Origin of the sequence: Mesorhizobium sp. LNJC405B00 (assembly GCF_000502615.1) — a bacterium.
Lineage (GTDB): Bacteria > Pseudomonadota > Alphaproteobacteria > Rhizobiales > Rhizobiaceae > Mesorhizobium.
In genome coordinates this window covers 148,491-167,043 of the sequence record NZ_AYWC01000007.1, presented here as the reverse complement: position 1 = coordinate 167,043, position 18,553 = coordinate 148,491, and the positions used below count along the sequence as shown (strand labels likewise).

The window sequence follows — 18,553 nt, the reverse complement described above, 5'->3', positions numbered from 1 at the left end:
GCGTTTCGCATGACCGGTGGGTGACGACCATCGACGGGCGGTCCGAACGTGGAGGGGTAGACAATGCCGAAACTGATCCTGGGAACACTCGGCGCTATCGTCATCGCCCTCATCTGGGCGGTCTTTGCCAGTTTGATGGGCGCGCCATCGATCGTGATCACGGTCGGCGCGGTCGCCATTGGGGCCGGCGTCTACACCTACGTCGACCGACGCTCGACTTGACGCGTCCCCGGTCTGCCGCGCGCTCGACCAATTGCACGCCGGTGTTTGACGCGCGCGGCAGTCGCGGCGGGCATTCTTCAAAGATGAGCTTGCTGGCCGCATAGAGAGCCAAGACGCAGACAGGGCGCCACACGTCGGACCGGGCTCCGCGAGAACTTGGGAGAGATCGTCAAAGATCTTTCAATCCGGCCAATGTAGATCGAAACGGCGAATCCGTGGATTTCCGGTGGAACATCGTCGCCTCGAAACACTTCGGGCGTTGCACTGCCCCATCAGTGCACGTTCCCTTGTTCTGTTGGAACTGGCCGGCTGCCGAAAGGTGGCCGGCTTTTTTGTATATTAGCGGAACCTGAAATTACGGGGCTTGTTCTGCATGCGGCAGCGAGCCCCTCGCTGCTGGTCGAGGGCCGTAACCCTTGGCCGGGCCCGCATCGCTCCGCCAGTGGTGCGGGCCCACGGCCTCCGGTTTTTCCGGGCGTCTCGACTCGCTGATCCTCACCCTGGTCCGGCTATGCATGTCACTCAAAAAAAGGCTCGGTTGTGAGACAATGACATGCACACGCGGCGCGCTTTAGCACAATCATTCACAAAGCCGTGGGTTCAACTGTTGCTACCCTTCTTGGCTGGATTGTGCGAATGATGACTGTCCTTTTCACCGCCACCCCCTGAAACTCGGCTTTTGGATCGACGGTCTTCATCCGCCGGGGGTTTGTTGACCCGCAGGGGTTTTCTGGCGTTCTCGTGCGATGCGCCTGGCCCGCCCTGCCGGATCGTGTTCGGGTGTTTCTTCGATGTGGACATGATCACCGATCCTGCTGACGGCCCTGATGAGTGGTGTTGACCTTGGTGTTGGCTTGCTGCCCTTGGCGCTCCGGATCCGGCGCTCCGTGAGTGCCGTGCTGGGCATCATCGTGGCTAACCTGTCGCCCTTCTCCTCGACCCTTCTGGCTCTGGTTCTCAGGCGGCACGGGCGGCATTTTGCTCGACATCTGCATCTCCTTGGGTTGGTCTCGTGACTCGAAACCGTGATCGTGGGGGGAAGTTCCGTCTGCTTCGTCAGCACCTGTGATTTCGGTGCCGACGGAATCTGATTCCCAACGCGGATTTCAACGAACGGCAGCGGCCTGCCCGCGTCGCCCCGCCAGTGGTGCGGGCCTGCAATATAAATCCTAAGCCTGGGCTGCTATCGCAGTTTATTGCGAGCTTCCGGCGACTTGCGTAGCGGGCTGCAGTGGCTTTCAGGAGAGCAGCGTGTTGTACCCGGTCAATTGGAGCGACCGAAATACAGTGCTTGACCACGTTGCTGACATGATCGGTGACGAGCGCGGTGTCGCGCCTGGATCGCGGCAGCAGCCTCTGGTCCGATCTGCCTGCAGCTGATGGCAGCTAAAACGACGTCAAAAGACCTAAGCCTCTTTGATCGCCCTCGCTGCTCGCACGAGCGATGACCAGTCAGCTCCCATGGCTGAGACAAGGTCTCGAGCATCTTCGTCTGATATTCCGGTACGGTCTACGAGCTTCCGTGCCAGCAATTCGAATGCCAATTCTATGATCGTCATAGCTCAGCCCCTACGAGAGTGCCCGTGACGATAGCTTGCAAATGGGTCTTCCGCATTTGCACATGTTAAGCGACCATCACGAATGTCTCATGTACCGCAGAATGTCTGCAGGACGCGCTCATCCGGGCGTGGCGGCTCAGCATAGCGTTCCATTCCCGGCTGCTCATCGAAGGGACGGCTGACGACCGCCAGGATCTCCTCGAACGGTGTGAAGTCGCCGCCCAACGCCGCCTGGATCATCGCCTCGATGCGATGATTGCGGGGGATGAATTTGGGATTGACGGATTGCATGGCTGCCCGGCGCGTGGCCGTGTCGGCTGCTTCGCTTGCAATGCGCTGGCGCCACCGCGCCGACCAGGCATCGAATGAGCCTGGATCCTTAAACAACTGCCGCGCCGTGCCTTGGCCGTCCGCAGCGTCGAGGTCATCGCCCAGGCGCCGAAAGCCGAGCGTAAAGTCCGCTTCGCCGTGAGCCAGCACGTCCAGAAAGTCGGCAGCGAGCTGCAAGTCGCCTTCCGCTTCGGTCAGCAGTCCGAGTTTTCTGCGGAAGCCGCGCTGCAACACAGCCTCATAGGAGGCCTGGAACGACCTCAGCACCTCTTCCGCTTCAGACACTGCTTCATTCTCGTCCGTGCTCATGAGCGGCAGCAGGGTCTCGGCATAGCGCGCAAGGTTCCATGTGGCGACACGAGGCTGGTTGGCATAGGCATAGCGACCGGCGCGGTCTATCGAACTGAACACCGCGCCGGGGTCGTAAGCGTCCATGAAGGCGCATGGGCCATAGTCGATCGTCTCGCCCGAGATCGACATGTTGTCGGTGTTCATGACGCCATGGATGAAGCCGACCAGCATCCAGCGCGCCACCAGGTCCGCCTGTGCGGCGACAACGGCCTCCAGCAAAGCCCGGTACGGCCGTGCTTCCCCCGCCAGCTGTGGGAAGTGACGCTGAATGGCATAGTTGGCCAATATCTTGAGCGCCTCGGTGTCGTGGCGCGCGGCGAAATATTGGAACGTGCCGATCCTGATATGACTTGCCGCCACCCGTGTCAGGACGGCGCCGGGCAGCCGGACCTCGCGATAGACCGGGTCGCCGGTGAGCACCGCCGCAAGGCTTCGCGTCGTCGGAATGCCGAGCGCCGCCATCGCTTCGCTGACGACATATTCGCGCAGGACAGGGCCGAGTGCGGCGCGGCCGTCACCGTTGCGCGAGAACCGCGTTGGTCCCGATCCCTTCAGCTGGATGTCACGGCGAATGCCGTTGACGTCCACCACTTCGCCAAGAAGCAGAGCGCGCCCGTCGCCAAGCTGAGGCACGAAGTTTCCGAACTGGTGGCCCGCATAAGCCAGGGCGATTGCCTGCAAGCCTTCCGGAAATCTGTTGCCGGCAAGCATCGCCACTCCATCCGGGCTGGTAAGCTGGTCGGCATCGAGCCCGAGTTCCTCCGCGAGGGGCCGGTTGAACCGGATCAGCCGCGGTTCGGATACCGGCTTCGGATCTGTTTGCGAGAAGAAGCGCTCCGGCAATTGCCCATAGCTGTTGCTCAGGGCGGGAAGCCCCGTCTGAATGACCGGGGGTTGTTCAGCAGTCGCAGGTGACGTCATGACAAGCTGTCTCTGAAGAGGAGGGTTCAACAGCTCCCGTTTCGAGGAGCCTGTGTTCATTTGAGCATATAGGGACGCAACGCCGCTGGTGCCATCCGGATCCCATCAGGCCGGCACCGGATACAAGCTGGGAACCACCCGCCTCGATTTTCGAGGTTCAGGCTGCCGTGGGACGACGGGCCGTGGCGGAATCCAGAGATGACCCCCGCATCGCCACTGTCTCCGAACTGAGCACCCGGCAATCTAGTCAGTGCGGGCGTGCAATGCCGGGGCGGCGTCTGCCTTGGTTGGCAGCGGCTCTCTCGGGGCCGCTCCCGGCGATGATTTCGAACCCGGTTCGACTCGCTCCTCGGCGATGAGCCGGGCGCCACGCTCATAGGTCAGGTAGCGCCAGAGCCACTGGATCGAGACCTGAACGCGGTGCTGAAAACCGACGAGCAGGTAGACATGGATGAGCGCCCAGGCAGACCAGGCGAACCAGCCTTTCAGTTTCAGCCTACCCGATTCGAACACGGCAGCGTGGCGGCCGACAATGGCCGTGTTGCCTCGATTGCTGAAGACAAAAGCGGGCAGCGTATCGCCAGCATCTATCCGGCGTGCCAGTGCCTTGCCGAGGTGCTCGCCCTGCTGCTTGGCGACCTGGGCAAGACCCGGCAATGGCTGGCCGTTCCCATCGAGGACCAGTGCGACGTCGCCAAGCGCGAAGACATCGGGATGGCCGACGACCTGCAGGTCGGATTCGACCTTCACCCGACCGCCGCGGTCGAGCCCGACACCAAGCTGGGCGACCAGCGGAGAAGCCGCCACCCCGGCGGCCCAGAGCGTCAAGGCCACCGGGATCACCTGGCCGCCGACGGTGATCTGATGCGCTTCGATCGCCTCGACCCGGTTGCCGAGCGCGACCTCGACGCCCAGGCTTTCAAGGCGCAGACGTGCATATCTGGAAAGCTCCGGGGCGAATCCGGCGAGCAGACGCTCGCCGGCTTCTACCAGTATGATCCTTGTCTTCTCGGGCCGGATGTTGCGGAAGTCGCGCGCCAGTGTGTGCCGGCTGAGTTCGGCGATCGAGCCCGCCAGTTCGACACCGGTCGGGCCGCCGCCGATAATGGCGATCGTCATCAGCCGGGATTGCTCGACTGGATCGGTGGTCCGTTCCGCGTGCTCGAACGATAGCAGCAGCCGTGACCGGATCGTGCGCGCGTCCTCGATGGTCTTCAAACCGGGACAGACCCGAGCCCAGCTCTCCTGGCCGAAATAGAATGGCTGCGAACCAGTGGCCAAGACCAGGATGTCGTAGGGGACCGTGGTCCCATCGGCCAGCACCAGTATCCTGGCCTCGGTGCCGATCTCGGTGACATCGCCGAAGAGGACCTGAACCGAGGGATAGCGGCCCAGGATCTTGCGGATGGGCTCGGCGATGTCAGGCGCCGACAAGGCGGCGGTTGCAACCTGATAGAGCAAGGGCTGGAACAGGTGGTGATTGTGGCGGTCGATGATCGTCACCCCGATTTCCGCCTTGCCGAGCGCCTTGGCAACCTCCAGACCGGCAAAGCCTCCGCCGACCACGACGATGCGCGGTGTCAGGCTCCGGCCGTGGCTGCTCTCGGTGGCGAATTGCATGCTTGATACTCCCCTATCCCTGTCCGGAAGTCATAGCCTGGCAGGAGTGCCTCGCTGCTGGCTGGAGCTACTGCTCACTCCGGCGGCATCGGTCCAGGCAAGGCATCCGGCAATGACAGGCGTCGTGCTGACCACAAGGGCGCCGCGCGCGTGAAGAGCTACCAACCCGCGCCATGAGACGCGGTCGACCGCCCAGATGGTGCCGCTGGCGTCGACCCATTTGAGATGGGCGTCGGCGACTTCAACGGCCCGCATCATCGCCGCCGGTTCCATCCCGGCCCGAAAGACGATGATGGAATTGGCGGCGCCGTTGAAGAACGGGCCGGCGCCGGCTGCCAGTCCCGCAAGCAGGACGATGCTGGTCAGCGCTGCCGAAGCACCGCGTGCCGGTCCGCCGCGGTTGGGCAGCACCAGCACCAACACAAGCGGCACGATGCCGAAGATGACCAGCCACGCAATATCCCAGGCGAGCGGCAAGTCGCTGTTCATCTTGATCCGGTGCAGACCCAGCAGCCAGTGAAACACGACGGCATCGACGACATGCCAGACGCCGAACCCGGCGAAGGCGAGCCGCAGGATCTCCGTGGTGGTCCCGGGCCGCGCGCCGGCCGCCCTCGCGGCCACCAGCAGCACCGTGCCGGCGACGGCGAGCACATACATGCAAAGATGGAAGAGGCCGTCGGCCATGATCTGGAAGCGCAGGTCGGAACCCACCGGATCGGCGACGCCCGAGAGAAGATGATGCCATTGCAGGATCTGATNAGCGCAGGTCGGAACCCACCGGATCGGCGACGCCCGAGAGAAGATGATGCCATTGCAGGATCTGATGCAGGACGATGCCGTCGAAGAAACCGCCGAGCGCGAAGCCGAGCAGCAGCCAGCCGGCTCGCGTTCTCGGGTCGAGTGTCGCGGTGATCGCGTCCATGTCAGGACCACCGGCTCCAGGCCGGGGCGTTCAGTTGCCTGCGCACCGACATGTCCGGCGGCATGGGGTCATGGAGACCATGACGCGCCTCGAGCCAGAAGGCGGATATCAGCCCACCAACCACCGTCGTCAGAACCAGTGTCGCAGCAATTATCGCCAGCATGGACGTCGATCCTCAGCCGCGCAGGGTCGGCCGCGCGGAACCTAACAGCGGCTTCCGTGGAATGTTCCTGGCTGTCGGTTCGGTGGAGGGAACAATCAAGTTCCAGCACGGTTCGATGCTGGCGACGGACGGCTCAAGCGGAGAAGGTCATGAACGAATATACGGCGGCAGATCCGGGCGGTCTCGACGGCCATCAGCCGAGCGGCATCACCCGATGGCTGTTTTCGACCAACCACAAGGACATCGGCACACTCTATCTGGTCTTCGCTTTCATCGCGGGGGTGATCGGCATGCTCTTGTCGGTGAGCATGCGAATCGAGCTGCAGCAACCCGGGATCCAGTTTTTCCCCGGACTGGCGTCGATGATCTACGGTTACCAGGGCGACGCGGCGATCGACGCCGGCAAGCAGCTTTACAACGTCTTCACCACGGCCCACGCGCTGATCATGATCTTCTACACTGTGATGCCCGCCCTGATCGGCGGCTTCGCCAACTGGATGGTTCCGATCATGATCGGCGCCCCCGACATGGCCTTCCCGCGCATGAACAACATCTCGTTCTGGCTGCTGCCGCCGGCATTGATGTTGCTTTTATTGTCGATCTTCATGCCCAGCGTCCCCGGCGGCTATGGCCCTGGGACCGGCTGGTTCCTGTACCCGCCGCTGTCGACCTCCGGCCATCCCGGTCCCGCCGTGGATCTGGTCATCCTGTCTCTGCACATTGCGGGCGCCTCCTCGATCCTGGGAGCCATCAACTTCATCACCACCATCTTCAACATGCGCGCGCCGGGGATGACCCTGCACAAGATGCCCCTGTTTGTGTGGTCGATCCTCATCACCGCCTTCCTGCTGCTGCTGGCTCTGCCGGTGCTGGCCGGCGCCATCACCATGCTCCTGACTGATCGCAATTTCGGAACCACGTTCTTCGCGCCGGACGGCGGAGGCGACCCGCTGCTGTACCAGCATCTCTTCTGGTTCTTCGGCCACCCGGAAGTCTACATCATGATCCTGCCGGCGTTCGGCATCGTCAGCCAGGTGATCTCGACCTTCTCGCGAAAGCCGATCTTCGGGTATCTCGGGATGGTCTACGCAATCGTGGCGATCGGGGTGATCGGCTTCGTCGTCTGGGCCCACCATATGTACACCAGCGGGATAGGCCTCGACACGCAGCGCTACTTCACCTTCGCCACGATGGTGATCGCAGTGCCGACCGGGATAAAAGTGTTCTCCTGGATTGCAACCATGTGGGGCGGCTCGGTCGGCCTGCGGACGCCGATGCTCTGGGCCCTCGGCTTCATATTCCTGTTCACCGTAGGCGGGGTGACGGGCGTTCAACTCGCAAATGCCGGCCTCGACCGTGAACTGCACGACACATACTTCGTCGTCGCGCATTTCCACTACATACTTTCACTGGGAGCGATCTTCGGCATCTTCGCGGGCTGGTATTACTGGTTTCCGAAAATGACGGGATATCTCTACAATCCGCTTCTGGCTGGGGTCCATTTCTGGACGACCTTCGTCGGCGTGAACCTCGTCTTCTTCCCCCATCACTTCCTTGGATTGGCGGGCATGCCGCGTCGCTATGTCGACTATCCCGACGCATTCGCCGGCTGGAACATGGTGTCCTCGTATGGATCGTACCTGTCGGCCGCGAGTGTCGTGATTTTCCTCTTCGGCATCTTGGAAGCTTTCTACCGGCAAAGAGCCGCCGGCATGAACCCATGGGGGCCAGGAGCTACCACATTGGAGTGGGAGCTGACCTCTCCACCCCCTTTCCATCAATGGGACAGGCTGCCGCAAATCAGATGAGGCCGGGTTGTCGAACTCCTGTGCGCAAGCCAGCCCGGTTCGCCGCTGAGGCGAACTTCAGCCTGCCGGTGGCAGACGTTGGCTGCAGCTGAGAACCGGATCGCTATCTGAAGCTGATTAACAGCACAGCGAACAAGCTTGCGAGCGCGACTGCCCAGCAGAATAACCAATTGGCGATCAGAAGAAGCGATTTGAGCACGGTGGCATGGCAGTAATCTTCGATGATCGATTGCATTCCAAGCCGCATGTGAACGCAGCTTACGAGAATGAAGCCAATAAGGGCTGGCGCGACATAGATCGATCCTACGACGCTGAGGACGGCGTCTCGAGGCTCACCGACCAGCATTATAACGACCGCGACGATGTAAATGACAAGGATCAACAGGGCAGCAGATGTCAGCCGCTCCAGCATGAACGTTTCGGTTCCGTGTTTCGCCGATCCAAGGCCCCGCACTCGAGCTAGCGGAGTTCTGATTGAGGGTCTGTCAGCCATGGCGTTTCCCCAAAATTACTTGGTTGACTTGCGGGCAACTCAAGCTGTTGCTGTTTCGATGCCCGGGCCGTCGGTGCCGACGGATAGTGGGCAAGCACGGTCTCCAGTCGAGCAAGGCGGGCTTTGTGGGCGTTCAGTTCGTATCCTGAACGCCATCCAATTTGCCTGGGTCTGCCATCTCTGCATAGCTCGCTTTCAAGCAGCGAGATACGAAGGCGGACCGCGTCGATCTCCTTGACGAGCGCGGCCTTCACCGATTTTCGACTCTGCATGGCTGTAGTTCCGGTGCAAGGATGGTTCCAAACCTGACGCGTCTGGAAATGTTCCCGGGTGCCGAAGGCGTGCTGAAGATTAATGCCTCAGTGCTGGACCCGCACAATGGGTCGCCATGAGCTAAAGCCGGGCACTAGCTCAACGGCCGCGATGTGCCCGGCGAATGCTTGTGAAAACGAGCGAACGCCTGGCCCGCCTCGTCCCGAGAGATAAGTAGCCCCTCAGAACAGCGACCGCACGTGGCCGAGATGACCAGAGGGTGTTCTTGGGCCAACATATGTTATCGGCCACTTTTGTTTCTCTCTCCTGCAAAAATATTTGGGCTGAAAGGCCGGGAACTAACCGATCCTCCGGATGTTGCGGAGTTAGTCAGGAGAAACGGACTATGTCGGACAAAGAAATTCATCGGGGCGCCTCGCGTTTTCGCCCTATCCGCGTCGTGGACGCCCGCGTGTTTCGCGGGCCGCACCTCTATAGCATGACGCCAATGGTCCAGATTCGGATCGACCTCGGAGCCCTTGAGGCGTTCCCGACAGACAAACTGCCCGGGTTTTCCGAACAAATCGTCCGACTGTTGCCCGGCCTTGCGGGCCATGGCTGCAGCTATGGCGCCGCCGGCGGCTTCGTCCGCCGCATGCAGGAAGGAACCTGGCTCGGCCACGTCGTCGAGCATGTCGCCCTGGAACTGCAGAGCATGCTCGGTCACCGGGTGACACGAGGAAAGACACGGTCGGTCAAAGGCAGTCCGGGCACTTATAATGTCATGTTCGCCTACAAGGACGAGCTTGTCGGGCTGCTCGCCGGGCGCGTCGCGCTCGAACTGGTGGACAGCCTGCTGCCGGCCAATCTGCATGGTGTCGAGGGGCTCGGCGACATTGCGGAAACGCAGGGGCCATTCGAGTTCGCAGCCAGGCTGCAGCAGCTCAAGCTTCTGGCCGCCGAGCGTGCCTTGGGGCCTACGACTGCTTCCTTGGTGCGCGAGGCCGAGAGGCGAGGCATTCCGGCGGCGCGGATCGACGACAGCAGCCTCGTGCTGTTTGGTCACGGAAAGCATCAGAAGCGCATCCGCGCCAGTTGCAGTGACCTCACTTCCGAGATTGCGACCGAGATCGCCTCGGATAAGGACCTGACCAAATTCCTGCTGCAACAGGCCGGCCTGCCGGTGCCACGCGGGGAGCTGGTGCGATCGGCGCAGGACGCGGTCGCGGCAGCCGCACGGCTGGGCTACCCCGTGGTCACCAAACCACTCGATGGCAATCATGGAAGCGGCGTCAACATCGGTCTGGCAACAGAAGACGACGTCCGCTGGGGTTTCGAACAGGCGCGAGAACACAGCCGCAGCGTTATCGTCGAGCAGCATTTCGTCGGCTCGGATCACAGGATCCTGGTAATCGGCGGAAAGGTGGTGGCGCTTGCCGAGAGGGTTCCGGCCCATGTGGTCGGCGATGGCCGGAGTTCTGTCGCCGAGCTCGTCGAGGAGACGAACCGCGACCCGCGGAGGGGAGAGGGCCATTCCTCGGTATTGACCCGCATCGAAATCGACGAATGCGTCGAGCATTTCCTGTCAAAATCGCAGCTCGCCCTGGCGAGCGTTCCAGCGCCGGGCCAAATGGTGCTCTTGCGGCCCACCGCCAATCTCTCCACCGGTGGGACCGCGATCGACCGGACGGAAGAAATCCATCCCGAAAACGCGCTGATCGCCAGGCGGGCGGCACAGATCGTCGGTCTCGACATTGCCGGGATCGACTTCGTCTGTCCCGACATCTCACGGCCGGTGAGCGAAACCGGCGGCGGCATCATAGAGGTGAATGCCGGTCCTGGCTTTCGCATGCATCTCGAACCCTCGTCGGGGCGCGCCCGCAACGTCGCACGGCCCGTGCTCGATCTTCTCTTCAAAGGCGGCAAGGACGGCCGGATTCCGATCTTCGCGATCACGGGAACCAACGGCAAGTCGACCACTGCCCGGATGCTGGCGCACATCCTGCAGGCGAATGGGGCAACCGTCGGGCTCACCTCCACCACCGGCGTCTACTTGAACGGCGAGCGGATCATGACAGGGGACTGCTCCGGTCCGCAGAGCGCCAGGATCGTGCTGCGCGAGCCGGGTGTCGATGTCGCGGTGCTGGAATGTGCGCGCGGCGGCATCCTGCGCGAAGGGCTTGCCTTCGATGCATGCGATGTTGGCGCCGTTCTGAACGTCCACGGCGATCATCTCGGGCTGAGGGGCATCGACACGATCAAGGACCTGGCGGAGGTGAAATCGGTCGTGGTCGAGTCCGTCCGCCGCGGGGGATGGAGCATTCTCAATGCCGACGACGTCCATACGTCCGCAATGTCGCGAGATGCCGGCGGCAGGATCTGCTACTTCTCGCTGGCGAGCAGGAGCGAGTGGCCCGATTTCTTGCGCAGCCACCTGGCGGAAGGCGGCCGCGCCGTGACGCGGGAGCCCAGCAGGGACGGCTGGGACATTTTCATCCACGAGGATGGGGAATCGATGTTCCTGATGAGCGTCGACGAAATTCCCGCGACCTTCGAGGGTTCTGCCGAATTCAACGTTGCCAACAGCCTGGCAGCCGTCGCCATGGCGCATTGCCACGACGTTCCGGCGGCAACGATCCGGGCGGCGCTGGCCGAGTTTGGCACCTCGTTCGAGCAATCTCCCGGTCGCCTCAACGTCTTCGACGGGCATGGTTTCCGCACGATCGTCGACTATGCGCACAATCCGGAAGGGCTGAAGGCGCTCGGAAAGCTCGTTTCCCACATGAGGCGCGGCTATCAGCGCACGATCGGCCTGGTCGCCATACCCGGTGACCGCCGCGATTGTGATATACGCGAGATGGGCGCGATCGCTTCGCGGATATTCGACGTCATCGTCTTCAAGGAGGATGAGCAGGAGCTGCGCGGCCGAGCCCCCGGAGCGATCGCCGGCTTGCTGCGGGAAGGTGCCTTGAACGCCGGCTGCGCCCCAGGCCGCATTCACGCCGTCTGTCCCGAGAAGGAGGCCGTCGACGTGTGTCTCAGGCTTGCACGGGAAAACGACCTTGTCGTGCTGACCGTCGACGACGTTGAAGCCGTGTGGCGGCAGGTAACCGGCTTCGGAGGCGCGACGCCTTCGAGGGGAGGGCCCGATCAGACCCATATTCGCCATCTGAGGGCTGGCTGATGTGGTCGCTGATCCTGCACGGCGGCGCCAAGAAGATCGATCCGCAAGAGGAGGAGGCGCATCGCAACGGATGCATCGAGGCGCTCGAGGCAGGTCGGGCCGTCCTGGCCGGCGGCGGAACGGCGGTCGATGCGGTGGAAGCGGCCGGTCGCATCCTCGAGGCGGACCCGACGTTCAATGCGGGATATGGAAGTGCCCTCAATTCGGACGGCGAGGTCGAGATGTGCGCTGGCCTGATGGAGGGCAGGGACTTCAATGTGGGTGCCGTCGCAGTGATCAAGGGCGTGCGCCATCCAATCAGTGTCGCGAAGGCCATGCTGCATGAGGAGCCGATCCTGCTGGCGTCGGAGGGGGCCCGGCGTTTCGCCGCCGAGAAGCAGCTGGAGCTTTGCGATCCGGCGGATTTGATCACGCCGCAGCAGCGCGACGCCTCCAGCAAGTCGGAGGCGAAGGATACGATCGGTGTGGTTGCCCTGGATCAGTACGGGGACATCGCCGTCGGCACTTCGACCGGCGGACTGGACGGCAGTGCTCCGGGTCGTGTGGGGGATTCTCCGCAACCCGGTTGCGGCTACTATGCCGACAACCGGTTGGGAGCCGTCGCCTTCTCGGGAGATGGTGAGCATATTGCGCGAAAGGCTCTCGCGGCCCGTGTCATGCAGGCACTCTCGGCGCGGCAGGCATTGTCCTCGGGGCAGGCTGAAGGCGGCCTGGAGCAGGTGCTGAATCCCGCGCTCAAGGAAGTCGAGGCGATCGGCGGCGAAGCCGGAGCCATAGTGCTTACCGCGACCGGCGTGTCTGGATGGGCGCATAACAGCAGGGAGTTCGCAGTCGCTTTCATGACCAGCGAGGACAACCACCCGCACGTTTTCCTGCGCAAGAAAGACGTGGGCAAATGACCGACAAGAAGAAAAAACGATCCTCGAACGGTAAAGCCGGAACGCTCGTCATCATCGGCGGCCACGAGGACCATGATGGCGATCGTGTCATCTTGAAGGAGGTGGCGAGCCTGGTTCCGAACGGCCGCCTGGTGCTTGCCACCATCGCGTCTCATGAGCCGGATGGCTATCTCGAGAAGTATCAGAGGTCCTTCGGTGAGCTGGGCATCAAGGATGTCATCGAGCTCTACGTCAACGACCGCCTCGAGGCAGCTCATGAAAAGAAAATAAGTGCGCTTGCAGACGTGAGCGCGGTGTTCTTCTCCGGCGGCGACCAGCTCCGCATCACCAGCCAGATAGGCGACACGCCCATCGACGAGCGGGTGCACGAAATCTATGAAGCCGGAGGCGTCATTGCCGGCACCTCCGCGGGCGCGTCGGTCATGAGCGACACAATGATGGTGAAGGGGCCGAACGCAGCGTCCTTTCGGATCGGCCACATTCGGATGGCGCCGGGACTGGGCCTGCTGCCGAATGTCATCATCGACCAGCACTTTGCGGAACGGGGCCGCATTGGGCGGCTCATCGGGGCGGTGTCGCAGAACCCGCGCGTCCTCGGCATCGGCATCGATGAAGACACCGCGATCGTGGTGAAGGGCGAGATGTTCAAGGTCATCGGCAGCGGCGCTGTCTATCTGGTCGATGCAGCCGGCGTGACCCATTCCAACATCGCGGAAGGTGAGCCTGATGCCGCCCTTTCCATCCATGATCTTAGGGTTCACGTGCTGAGCTCAGGCGACGGGTTCGATCTCGCGCTGCGACGGCCGGTGGGGATTCCTTAAGACTTCGCCGCACTCAAGCTGGTGGTGTGGGGCGGTCCGCGTACCGCGAAAACCGCATATATGAAGCAGTTCTCCTATTTGAAGTCGCCCAACCAGGATTGTCGCGTTGTTGCAGGCCCGGCAGGATTACAGACGGCCTCTCGTCGGCTCGAATCCCGCAAAGCTGAGACCTTCGCTCGCCCGGCGTTCTGCCGGGCTAACCCCGCCGGCGACTGGCCTGAATGGCAGCAAAGGTTACCGGACGATACCCCCATGCGTCGACGCCGACATCATGCTGGCGCGTCATCGGCTTCAGACGACCGTGCGAATGACCGTGCAGGTTTACCGATCTCTTGCCGATCTGGTTCCAGGTGCGAAAAGGATAGTGACACAGAACCAGCAAGCTGCCCTCGACAAGAAGCTCCATATAGTGGTGCACGCTCGCCCAGGCCGGGTCGCCAATGGTGGCAGCGCCATCATTGTTGCCAATTATCAGGTGCTTGGACCCGTTAAGAGACGACAGCAGTGAAGACACGGTCTCGGCTGGACCCTTGGCGAAATCGCCGAGGTGCCAGACCTCGTCGTTCGGGCCAACCGTTTCGTTCCAAAACGCAACCAGCGCCTGGTCATGCTCGACCAACGAGGCGAAGGGACGCCGGTCGAGGCGCAGAATGCGCGGATCGTTGAAATGCGTATCGGAAGTGAAGAAGATCATGCGCCGCGGCCGGCTGCGACGCGCGACCGGCGATCGCGTCTAAATGCCGGAGCGCTCTTCGGCTTCATCATCGATCCCGATCGGGGCTTCCCTGAGCATCTTGAGTGCCTCTTCCTTCGTAAGGCCGCACTTGCGCGCGAAGTAGAGCGCCTCGATCGCCTTTTCGCGATCCGCCGTGGATTTTGCGTGCTGTTTGGGCTTTTTGCCCATCGTTCTCTGCCACCTTCCGAGGCCACCAAACCATCACAGTGCCGCGTTGTTCCCGTGCATCGGCTGACCTGCCGGACTGCGCGAATGCCGATGTCGCCGGCATCCCGCGAGCCCCGGACAGCGCGTATATCAGCCGGCTCGCGACAACGGCGGAGCGACTCCAACCCCGACAGCGTGAATTCAAACGAAAGCCCGCGCCGTGGGAGGGGCCGGCGCGGGCGATCGGGCTACCGATCTTGCAGCGCGGGGGTCGACCGCTGCATGGCTCGAACTGTGCAAGCGAGCATTTGTTCCGGGCCGCATGCAAAGCATCGGCGTTTCATTGCAATTCTGGGGGACACAACCAGCATTTCGCTTCAGTCCGCCGCCGATGTGGGAGGATGAATACCGCCTTGCGCTAATTCGTCCGCCCTGGACACGAAACCAACCGCGCATTGAGCGCGTAGCTTCGGCGATTTAAAAACACCTGCACTGGAATATTTCCGGGCGCATGGAACATCTCCGGCCGCTGATGTTTAGGCCGGAATGACGATGATCTCTGTTCTTACAATGATTTACTCTCTCGCCATCTTTATCGGCGCGAAGCGGCGCAACCTCTTGGTGAATGCGAAACTCGACAGAGTTTTGCGCAATATGGCTGGCGCAGAACTGAATCAACGTGGCCAGTAAACCGCAACACCGCCGGTTCCAGTTCACAGCCAGTGTCCTCGCGGCCGCTACCTCGGTTCGGGTGGCAAGCGGCTCGGCAGGACTGCAAGGGCCGCCCCCTCTGGGCTGGCTGGTGCGTGGTCGACCCGATTTCGTCGATGAGGGCGGAGCACGCTGGCTCGAATTGGGGAGCCGCGTCCACGATCCCCGCACCGGGGCACGCACCTTAGGTCCGGCCCACGCGAGTGGCTTCGGAGGACCTATCCATGAACGATGATGATCCTATAGATTCGCTCGCCAATGCAATTCGTCATCGCAGCGCAATTTTGTTTGTGGGGGCGGGGGTATCGATCAGCGTCGGACTTCCGTCTTGGGAGAAGCTCATCGAGCGAATGGCAAAGGAGCTCGGCGTCGACGATGAATTTTCCACGCGACGCGATCGTTTTCAGACCTTGGCCGAATACTATCGGATCAAGCATGGCAGCATCGGACCACTTCGCAGTTGGATGGACAGAAACTGGTCTGTCGCCAAGGAACGGATCGAGAAATCGGAATTGCACCGTCTCATCGTGACGCTCGATTTTCCCGTCATCTATACGACGAACTATGACCGGAACCTGGAACTCGCTTTTGAAATCCACGGTCGAGAGTACGTGAAAGTGGCCAACGCACGGCACGTTGCGCAGGCCCGTCGAGGCATAACGCACATCGTGAAATTTCACGGCGACTTTGACGAGGACTCTTCCCTTGTCCTCACCGAAACCGACTATCTTGACCGCCTGTCCTTCAATTCTCCCCTTGATGTCCGCTTTCGCTCCGACGCTCTCGGCAGCACGATCCTGTTCATTGGCTATAGCCTCTCCGATCCAAACATCCGGCTGCTGTTGCACCGGCTTTGGCAAACCTGGCACCGGTCTGGATATGAGAAAGATCGTCCCCCTTCGTTCATCTTCATGCCCAGCCGCAACCCTGTGGAGGAGGCCGTGCTTGGGCGCTGGGGTATTTCGGTGCTCGTTGGCGCAGGTGATGATCCTGAAGCCGGTCTGACGGATTTCCTCAGGCGTTTGGTGGAAGCGGTCGCGGTGACCTGAGGCGCGCTCCCCAGTGGACCGTGGTTGGGTTTTCGCAGGTGCGCGGTGACCGACGAACCGGGCGGTGGCCGACAGGCGCCAGATCGGCGACTGTTGGAGCCACGACTTCCACAATCAATCCCGCAGCGATCATCTTGGCGTGAAGTCGATCTCCGGCGTCAATTGCCGGCAATATGCACAAACCAGGTCAATCGTCGTTTGCACATCATCCAGGCAAACAACTTCCGACGGGGTATGCATGTAACGCAAAGGCACGGAGAGCACCCCACTTGCGACGCCGCCTCGGTTCTGCTGCATGACACGCGCGTCGGTAGGGCTTGAGCTGCCCACCGCCTGAAGCTGATAAGGTAGGCCCTCTTTCTCGGCCACCGACTTCAGCAGATTGAACACCACCGGGTTGGTGTTCGCGCCTTGAGTGATTGCCGGCCCTTTCCCAAGGTCCAGTTTGCCCTGATCCTCGGCGCGAGCGCGCGGATAGTCCATTGCCACGCCCATATCAATTGCGAGGCCGGTTCGAGGTGCGATGTTGAACGCTGAGGTCATCGCGCCTCTGGAACCAATTTCCTCTTGAACCGTACCCAGGATATAGAGGCCCACGCCGGGGTGAACGCCTCCCTCATCGGAGAGGCAGCGCAGGACCTCGGCGCCGATGAGGAGGCCAACCTTGTTGTCGAACGCTCGTCCGACAGCAAGGTTGCCCTGTAGCGCCGCAAACTCGCCGTGGATAGTGACCGCGCTGCCGACCTCTACGACCTTCAACGCTTCCTCTCGCGAACTCGCGCCGATATCGATCCATAGTTCCATCAGCGAGGGAGTTTGAGACGTGTCAGAGGCTTTGAACGTCTGGATTGCTTTGCGACCTACGACGCCCAGGATCGGCTCCTTGCCGTGCACCCAGACACGCTGGCCGATTTCAGTGGCAACGTCCGTTCCACCTATGGTGCTGAAGAAAAGAAAGCCGTCATCGTCGATGTAATGGACGATAAAGCCGACCTCATCCATGTGCCCGGCATACATGAAGCGCATAGACGCCTCAGGATTGATGATCGCTGTGACATTGCCCATGACGTCCGTCGTCAACCTGTGGGCATACGGACGAACATACTCGCGGAAAAGCTCCGCTACGGGTTGCTCAAAGCCGCTCGGCGACGGGGTCGCCACAATTTCCTTCAAGAACTTGAGTGATTCATCGCGCATCAAGCTGACTTTCACGGTTCAAGGGGTGGAGGGCCATTCGAGCATGGTCATACTCGTCGGGCTTCGCGCCAATTTTGGCCTTCTTCGGTGCGATCGCCCGCGAATTGGTCAGCCCAAGGCAGGTTGTGGAGCCAGGCTTCGCGCCGGGGGGTCCAAAGCTCGTATGTCGGGAGAAGGTCGTTTGGCGCATCGTCGAGAGTGCCGATCATGATCTCGGCTTCGTCGTCGCGGAGATTCACCACGCGCGACCCGCATGCCGGACAAAAACCTCTGCCGTTGAACGCCGCAAGCTCGCCCTTGCACTGGTAAGCCGACCGCGGCCACACGGCAAAGGCACTGTAGGTGCTGCCGCTGGTTCGCTTGCAATCCTGGCAATGACACAAGCCAACGCGCAACGGCGCGCCGGTGACAACATACCTCACAGACCCGCAAAGACAGCCGCCGGCCCGCTCTATCTTGTCAACCTCGTCGTTCATGGTCGCCGCCGACATGAGTGAGGGGAAACGTGTTGGACTCCGCTCTGCTGTTTGCATCGAGGCATCGAGTTAATGGGCAATGTCTTCAACAAGGCCTAGCTCCAAAGCTCTTGCTGCCATCAGGTAGCAGCTGTTCAGGGCATGGTCGCGCAGCTCTTCCAGCGATGTTCGAGAACCTTGGACGAGATCGGCGAACCCTTCATTCTCGAGTCGCTCTGCCGTTTCCAACAGCGCAAGTTGTTCGCGAACGATCTGAAGACAGCTTCGAATTGGTCCATTCAGAACCAAGTCTTTCTCAAGCCTTCTTTCATGAATCAGCAGGACTGCTTGCGGGCAAAGGAACCTGCAGGCTTTCGGGAAAGCGGCAAGGACCGTTACCCCGGCAGAGTAAACCGTATTCTTGCCAATGATGTAGCCGTTGCGGCCCGAGTGTTTCAGAAAAAGTTTGAACTCTAGAGCTAGACGTCGCGCGCCGTCGGCGTCGCCTCCGGGCGTGTCGATTTCAACGTAGAGATCGTCTTCCCCGGAACGCACGGCTTTCAAATCGTCCAAGGCCTTGGTGACGACAGTGTCATCAATCAAGCCGTGTATACGCAAGTTTGGATCGAACAAAAGCCGGTGAAGGTCTGGAGCGGGCGGCGGGGAGACGGTGTGTTCGGCTGACTGGGGGAACAGGTCCATATAGGCAT

At 61.5% G+C, this 18,553-nt stretch carries 18 protein-coding genes and 1 pseudogene; 6 read left to right on the top strand and 13 right to left on the bottom strand.

The features are described 5' to 3' along the window. Positions 1-63 precede the first annotated feature (63 nt). Complete coding sequence (locus X756_RS1000000168830) at positions 64-222, top strand: hypothetical protein (protein WP_023696179.1); 159 nt, start codon at positions 64-66, stop codon at positions 220-222. A gap of 600 nt (positions 223-822) precedes the next feature. Here the strand turns inward: X756_RS1000000168830 and X756_RS1000000169905 are convergent. From X756_RS1000000169905 to X756_RS1000000169365, 7 genes and pseudogenes are all read right to left on the bottom strand, one after another. After that, positions 823-1,023, bottom strand: a complete 201-nt coding sequence (locus X756_RS1000000169905; protein WP_081727376.1) for a hypothetical protein — start codon at positions 1,021-1,023, stop codon at positions 823-825. Positions 1,024-1,025: 2 nt separating this feature from the next. Further along, entirely contained in the window at positions 1,026-1,211 is a 186-nt protein-coding gene (locus X756_RS150490; protein ID WP_023688550.1) for a hypothetical protein, read from the bottom strand. Between the two features lie 657 nt (positions 1,212-1,868). Next, complete coding sequence (locus X756_RS150495) at positions 1,869-3,383, bottom strand: protein adenylyltransferase SelO (RefSeq protein ID WP_023715805.1); 1,515 nt, start codon at positions 3,381-3,383, stop codon at positions 1,869-1,871. A 243-nt stretch (positions 3,384-3,626) separates the two neighbouring features. Next, a complete protein-coding gene (locus X756_RS150500; protein WP_023693465.1) occupies positions 3,627-5,003 on the bottom strand; it encodes an NAD(P)/FAD-dependent oxidoreductase in 1,377 nt (458 codons plus the stop codon). Between the two features lie 30 nt (positions 5,004-5,033). Beyond that, positions 5,034-5,717 carry a DUF2243 domain-containing protein gene (locus X756_RS01000000165595; protein ID WP_198020030.1) on the bottom strand — a complete coding sequence of 228 codons (684 nt, stop codon included), beginning with the start codon at positions 5,715-5,717 and terminating at the stop codon, positions 5,034-5,036. 82 nt (positions 5,718-5,799) lie between these two features. Beyond that, a pseudogene (locus X756_RS1000000170560) lies at positions 5,800-5,928 on the bottom strand (DUF2243 domain-containing protein); the annotation flags it as partial. Position 5,929: 1 nt separating this feature from the next. Beyond that, positions 5,930-6,091, bottom strand: a complete 162-nt coding sequence (locus tag X756_RS1000000169365) for a hypothetical protein (RefSeq protein WP_023710465.1) — start codon at positions 6,089-6,091, stop codon at positions 5,930-5,932. Positions 6,092-6,240: 149 nt separating this feature from the next. Between X756_RS1000000169365 and ctaD the strand changes: the two genes are divergently transcribed. Next, positions 6,241-7,899: a cytochrome c oxidase subunit I gene (gene ctaD / locus X756_RS150505; protein WP_023710466.1), complete on the top strand. Its 1,659-nt coding sequence runs from the start codon at positions 6,241-6,243 to the stop codon at positions 7,897-7,899. Between the two features lie 103 nt (positions 7,900-8,002). Here the strand turns inward: ctaD and sdhD are convergent, their stop codons facing one another. Next, positions 8,003-8,392, bottom strand: a complete 390-nt coding sequence (sdhD, locus tag X756_RS150510) for a succinate dehydrogenase, hydrophobic membrane anchor protein (protein WP_027050929.1) — start codon at positions 8,390-8,392, stop codon at positions 8,003-8,005. 658 nt (positions 8,393-9,050) lie between these two features. On the opposite strand from sdhD, the gene cphA reads away from it, so the two are divergent. Genes cphA through X756_RS150525 form a run of 3 tightly spaced genes read left to right on the top strand, consistent with a single transcriptional unit; the run spans position 9,051 to position 13,548 of the window. Continuing rightward, positions 9,051-11,828, top strand: coding sequence for a cyanophycin synthetase (gene cphA / locus X756_RS150515; protein WP_050589270.1), 2,778 nt, complete (start codon positions 9,051-9,053; stop codon positions 11,826-11,828). Further along, complete coding sequence (locus tag X756_RS150520; RefSeq protein ID WP_023730105.1) at positions 11,828-12,727, top strand: isoaspartyl peptidase/L-asparaginase family protein; 900 nt, start codon at positions 11,828-11,830, stop codon at positions 12,725-12,727. The genes cphA and X756_RS150520 overlap by 1 nt, the downstream gene beginning before the upstream one ends. Then, complete coding sequence (locus X756_RS150525) at positions 12,724-13,548, top strand: cyanophycinase (protein WP_023688542.1); 825 nt, start codon at positions 12,724-12,726, stop codon at positions 13,546-13,548. The genes X756_RS150520 and X756_RS150525 overlap by 4 nt, the downstream gene beginning before the upstream one ends. 196 nt (positions 13,549-13,744) lie before the next feature. On the opposite strand, the gene X756_RS150530 is transcribed toward X756_RS150525, so the two are convergent. Continuing rightward, positions 13,745-14,242, bottom strand: a complete 498-nt coding sequence (locus tag X756_RS150530; protein ID WP_023730104.1) for a hydrolase — start codon at positions 14,240-14,242, stop codon at positions 13,745-13,747. Positions 14,243-14,281: 39 nt separating this feature from the next. After that, positions 14,282-14,452, bottom strand: a complete 171-nt coding sequence (locus X756_RS1000000167540) for a hypothetical protein (protein ID WP_023688540.1) — start codon at positions 14,450-14,452, stop codon at positions 14,282-14,284. Positions 14,453-15,366: 914 nt separating this feature from the next. Between X756_RS1000000167540 and X756_RS150535 the strand changes: the two genes are divergently transcribed. Continuing rightward, positions 15,367-16,191, top strand: coding sequence for an SIR2 family protein (locus X756_RS150535; protein WP_023730103.1), 825 nt, complete (start codon positions 15,367-15,369; stop codon positions 16,189-16,191). A 129-nt stretch (positions 16,192-16,320) separates the two neighbouring features. On the opposite strand, the gene X756_RS150540 is transcribed toward X756_RS150535, so the two are convergent. The 3 genes from X756_RS150540 to X756_RS150550 all read right to left on the bottom strand — a co-directional run bounded on the left by X756_RS150540 (position 16,321) and on the right by X756_RS150550 (position 18,545). Continuing rightward, positions 16,321-17,388 carry a M20/M25/M40 family metallo-hydrolase gene (locus X756_RS150540; protein WP_023730102.1) on the bottom strand — a complete coding sequence of 356 codons (1,068 nt, stop codon included), beginning with the start codon at positions 17,386-17,388 and terminating at the stop codon, positions 16,321-16,323. 47 nt (positions 17,389-17,435) lie between these two features. Continuing rightward, entirely contained in the window at positions 17,436-17,864 is a 429-nt protein-coding gene (locus X756_RS150545) for a GFA family protein (RefSeq protein ID WP_050589274.1), read from the bottom strand. Between the two features lie 69 nt (positions 17,865-17,933). Continuing rightward, positions 17,934-18,545, bottom strand: a complete 612-nt coding sequence (locus X756_RS150550) for an ATP-dependent Clp protease proteolytic subunit (protein ID WP_023730100.1) — start codon at positions 18,543-18,545, stop codon at positions 17,934-17,936. Positions 18,546-18,553: the final 8 nt, after the last annotated feature.

Excerpts from the sequence above, each read along its gene's own strand:
- X756_RS1000000168830 (WP_023696179.1), top strand. The coding sequence starts at position 64 with ATGCCGAAACTGATCCTGGGAACACTCGGCGCTATCGTCATCGCCCTC.
- X756_RS1000000169905 (WP_081727376.1), bottom strand. The coding sequence starts at position 1,023 with ATGTCCACATCGAAGAAACACCCGAACACGATCCGGCAGGGCGGGCCA.
- X756_RS150490 (WP_023688550.1), bottom strand. The coding sequence starts at position 1,211 with ATGTCGAGCAAAATGCCGCCCGTGCCGCCTGAGAACCAGAGCCAGAAG.
- X756_RS150495 (WP_023715805.1), bottom strand. The coding sequence starts at position 3,383 with ATGACGTCACCTGCGACTGCTGAACAACCCCCGGTCATTCAGACGGGG.
- X756_RS150500 (WP_023693465.1), bottom strand. The coding sequence starts at position 5,003 with ATGCAATTCGCCACCGAGAGCAGCCACGGCCGGAGCCTGACACCGCGC.
- X756_RS1000000169365 (WP_023710465.1), bottom strand. The coding sequence starts at position 6,091 with ATGCTGGCGATAATTGCTGCGACACTGGTTCTGACGACGGTGGTTGGT.
- ctaD (WP_023710466.1), top strand. The coding sequence starts at position 6,241 with ATGAACGAATATACGGCGGCAGATCCGGGCGGTCTCGACGGCCATCAG.
- sdhD (WP_027050929.1), bottom strand. The coding sequence starts at position 8,392 with ATGGCTGACAGACCCTCAATCAGAACTCCGCTAGCTCGAGTGCGGGGC.
- cphA (WP_050589270.1), top strand. The coding sequence starts at position 9,051 with ATGTCGGACAAAGAAATTCATCGGGGCGCCTCGCGTTTTCGCCCTATC.
- X756_RS150520 (WP_023730105.1), top strand. The coding sequence starts at position 11,828 with ATGTGGTCGCTGATCCTGCACGGCGGCGCCAAGAAGATCGATCCGCAA.
- X756_RS150525 (WP_023688542.1), top strand. The coding sequence starts at position 12,724 with ATGACCGACAAGAAGAAAAAACGATCCTCGAACGGTAAAGCCGGAACG.
- X756_RS150530 (WP_023730104.1), bottom strand. The coding sequence starts at position 14,242 with ATGATCTTCTTCACTTCCGATACGCATTTCAACGATCCGCGCATTCTG.
- X756_RS1000000167540 (WP_023688540.1), bottom strand. The coding sequence starts at position 14,452 with ATGGGCAAAAAGCCCAAACAGCACGCAAAATCCACGGCGGATCGCGAA.
- X756_RS150535 (WP_023730103.1), top strand. The coding sequence starts at position 15,367 with ATGAACGATGATGATCCTATAGATTCGCTCGCCAATGCAATTCGTCAT.
- X756_RS150540 (WP_023730102.1), bottom strand. The coding sequence starts at position 17,388 with ATGCGCGATGAATCACTCAAGTTCTTGAAGGAAATTGTGGCGACCCCG.
- X756_RS150545 (WP_050589274.1), bottom strand. The coding sequence starts at position 17,864 with ATGAACGACGAGGTTGACAAGATAGAGCGGGCCGGCGGCTGTCTTTGC.
- X756_RS150550 (WP_023730100.1), bottom strand. The coding sequence starts at position 18,545 with ATGGACCTGTTCCCCCAGTCAGCCGAACACACCGTCTCCCCGCCGCCC.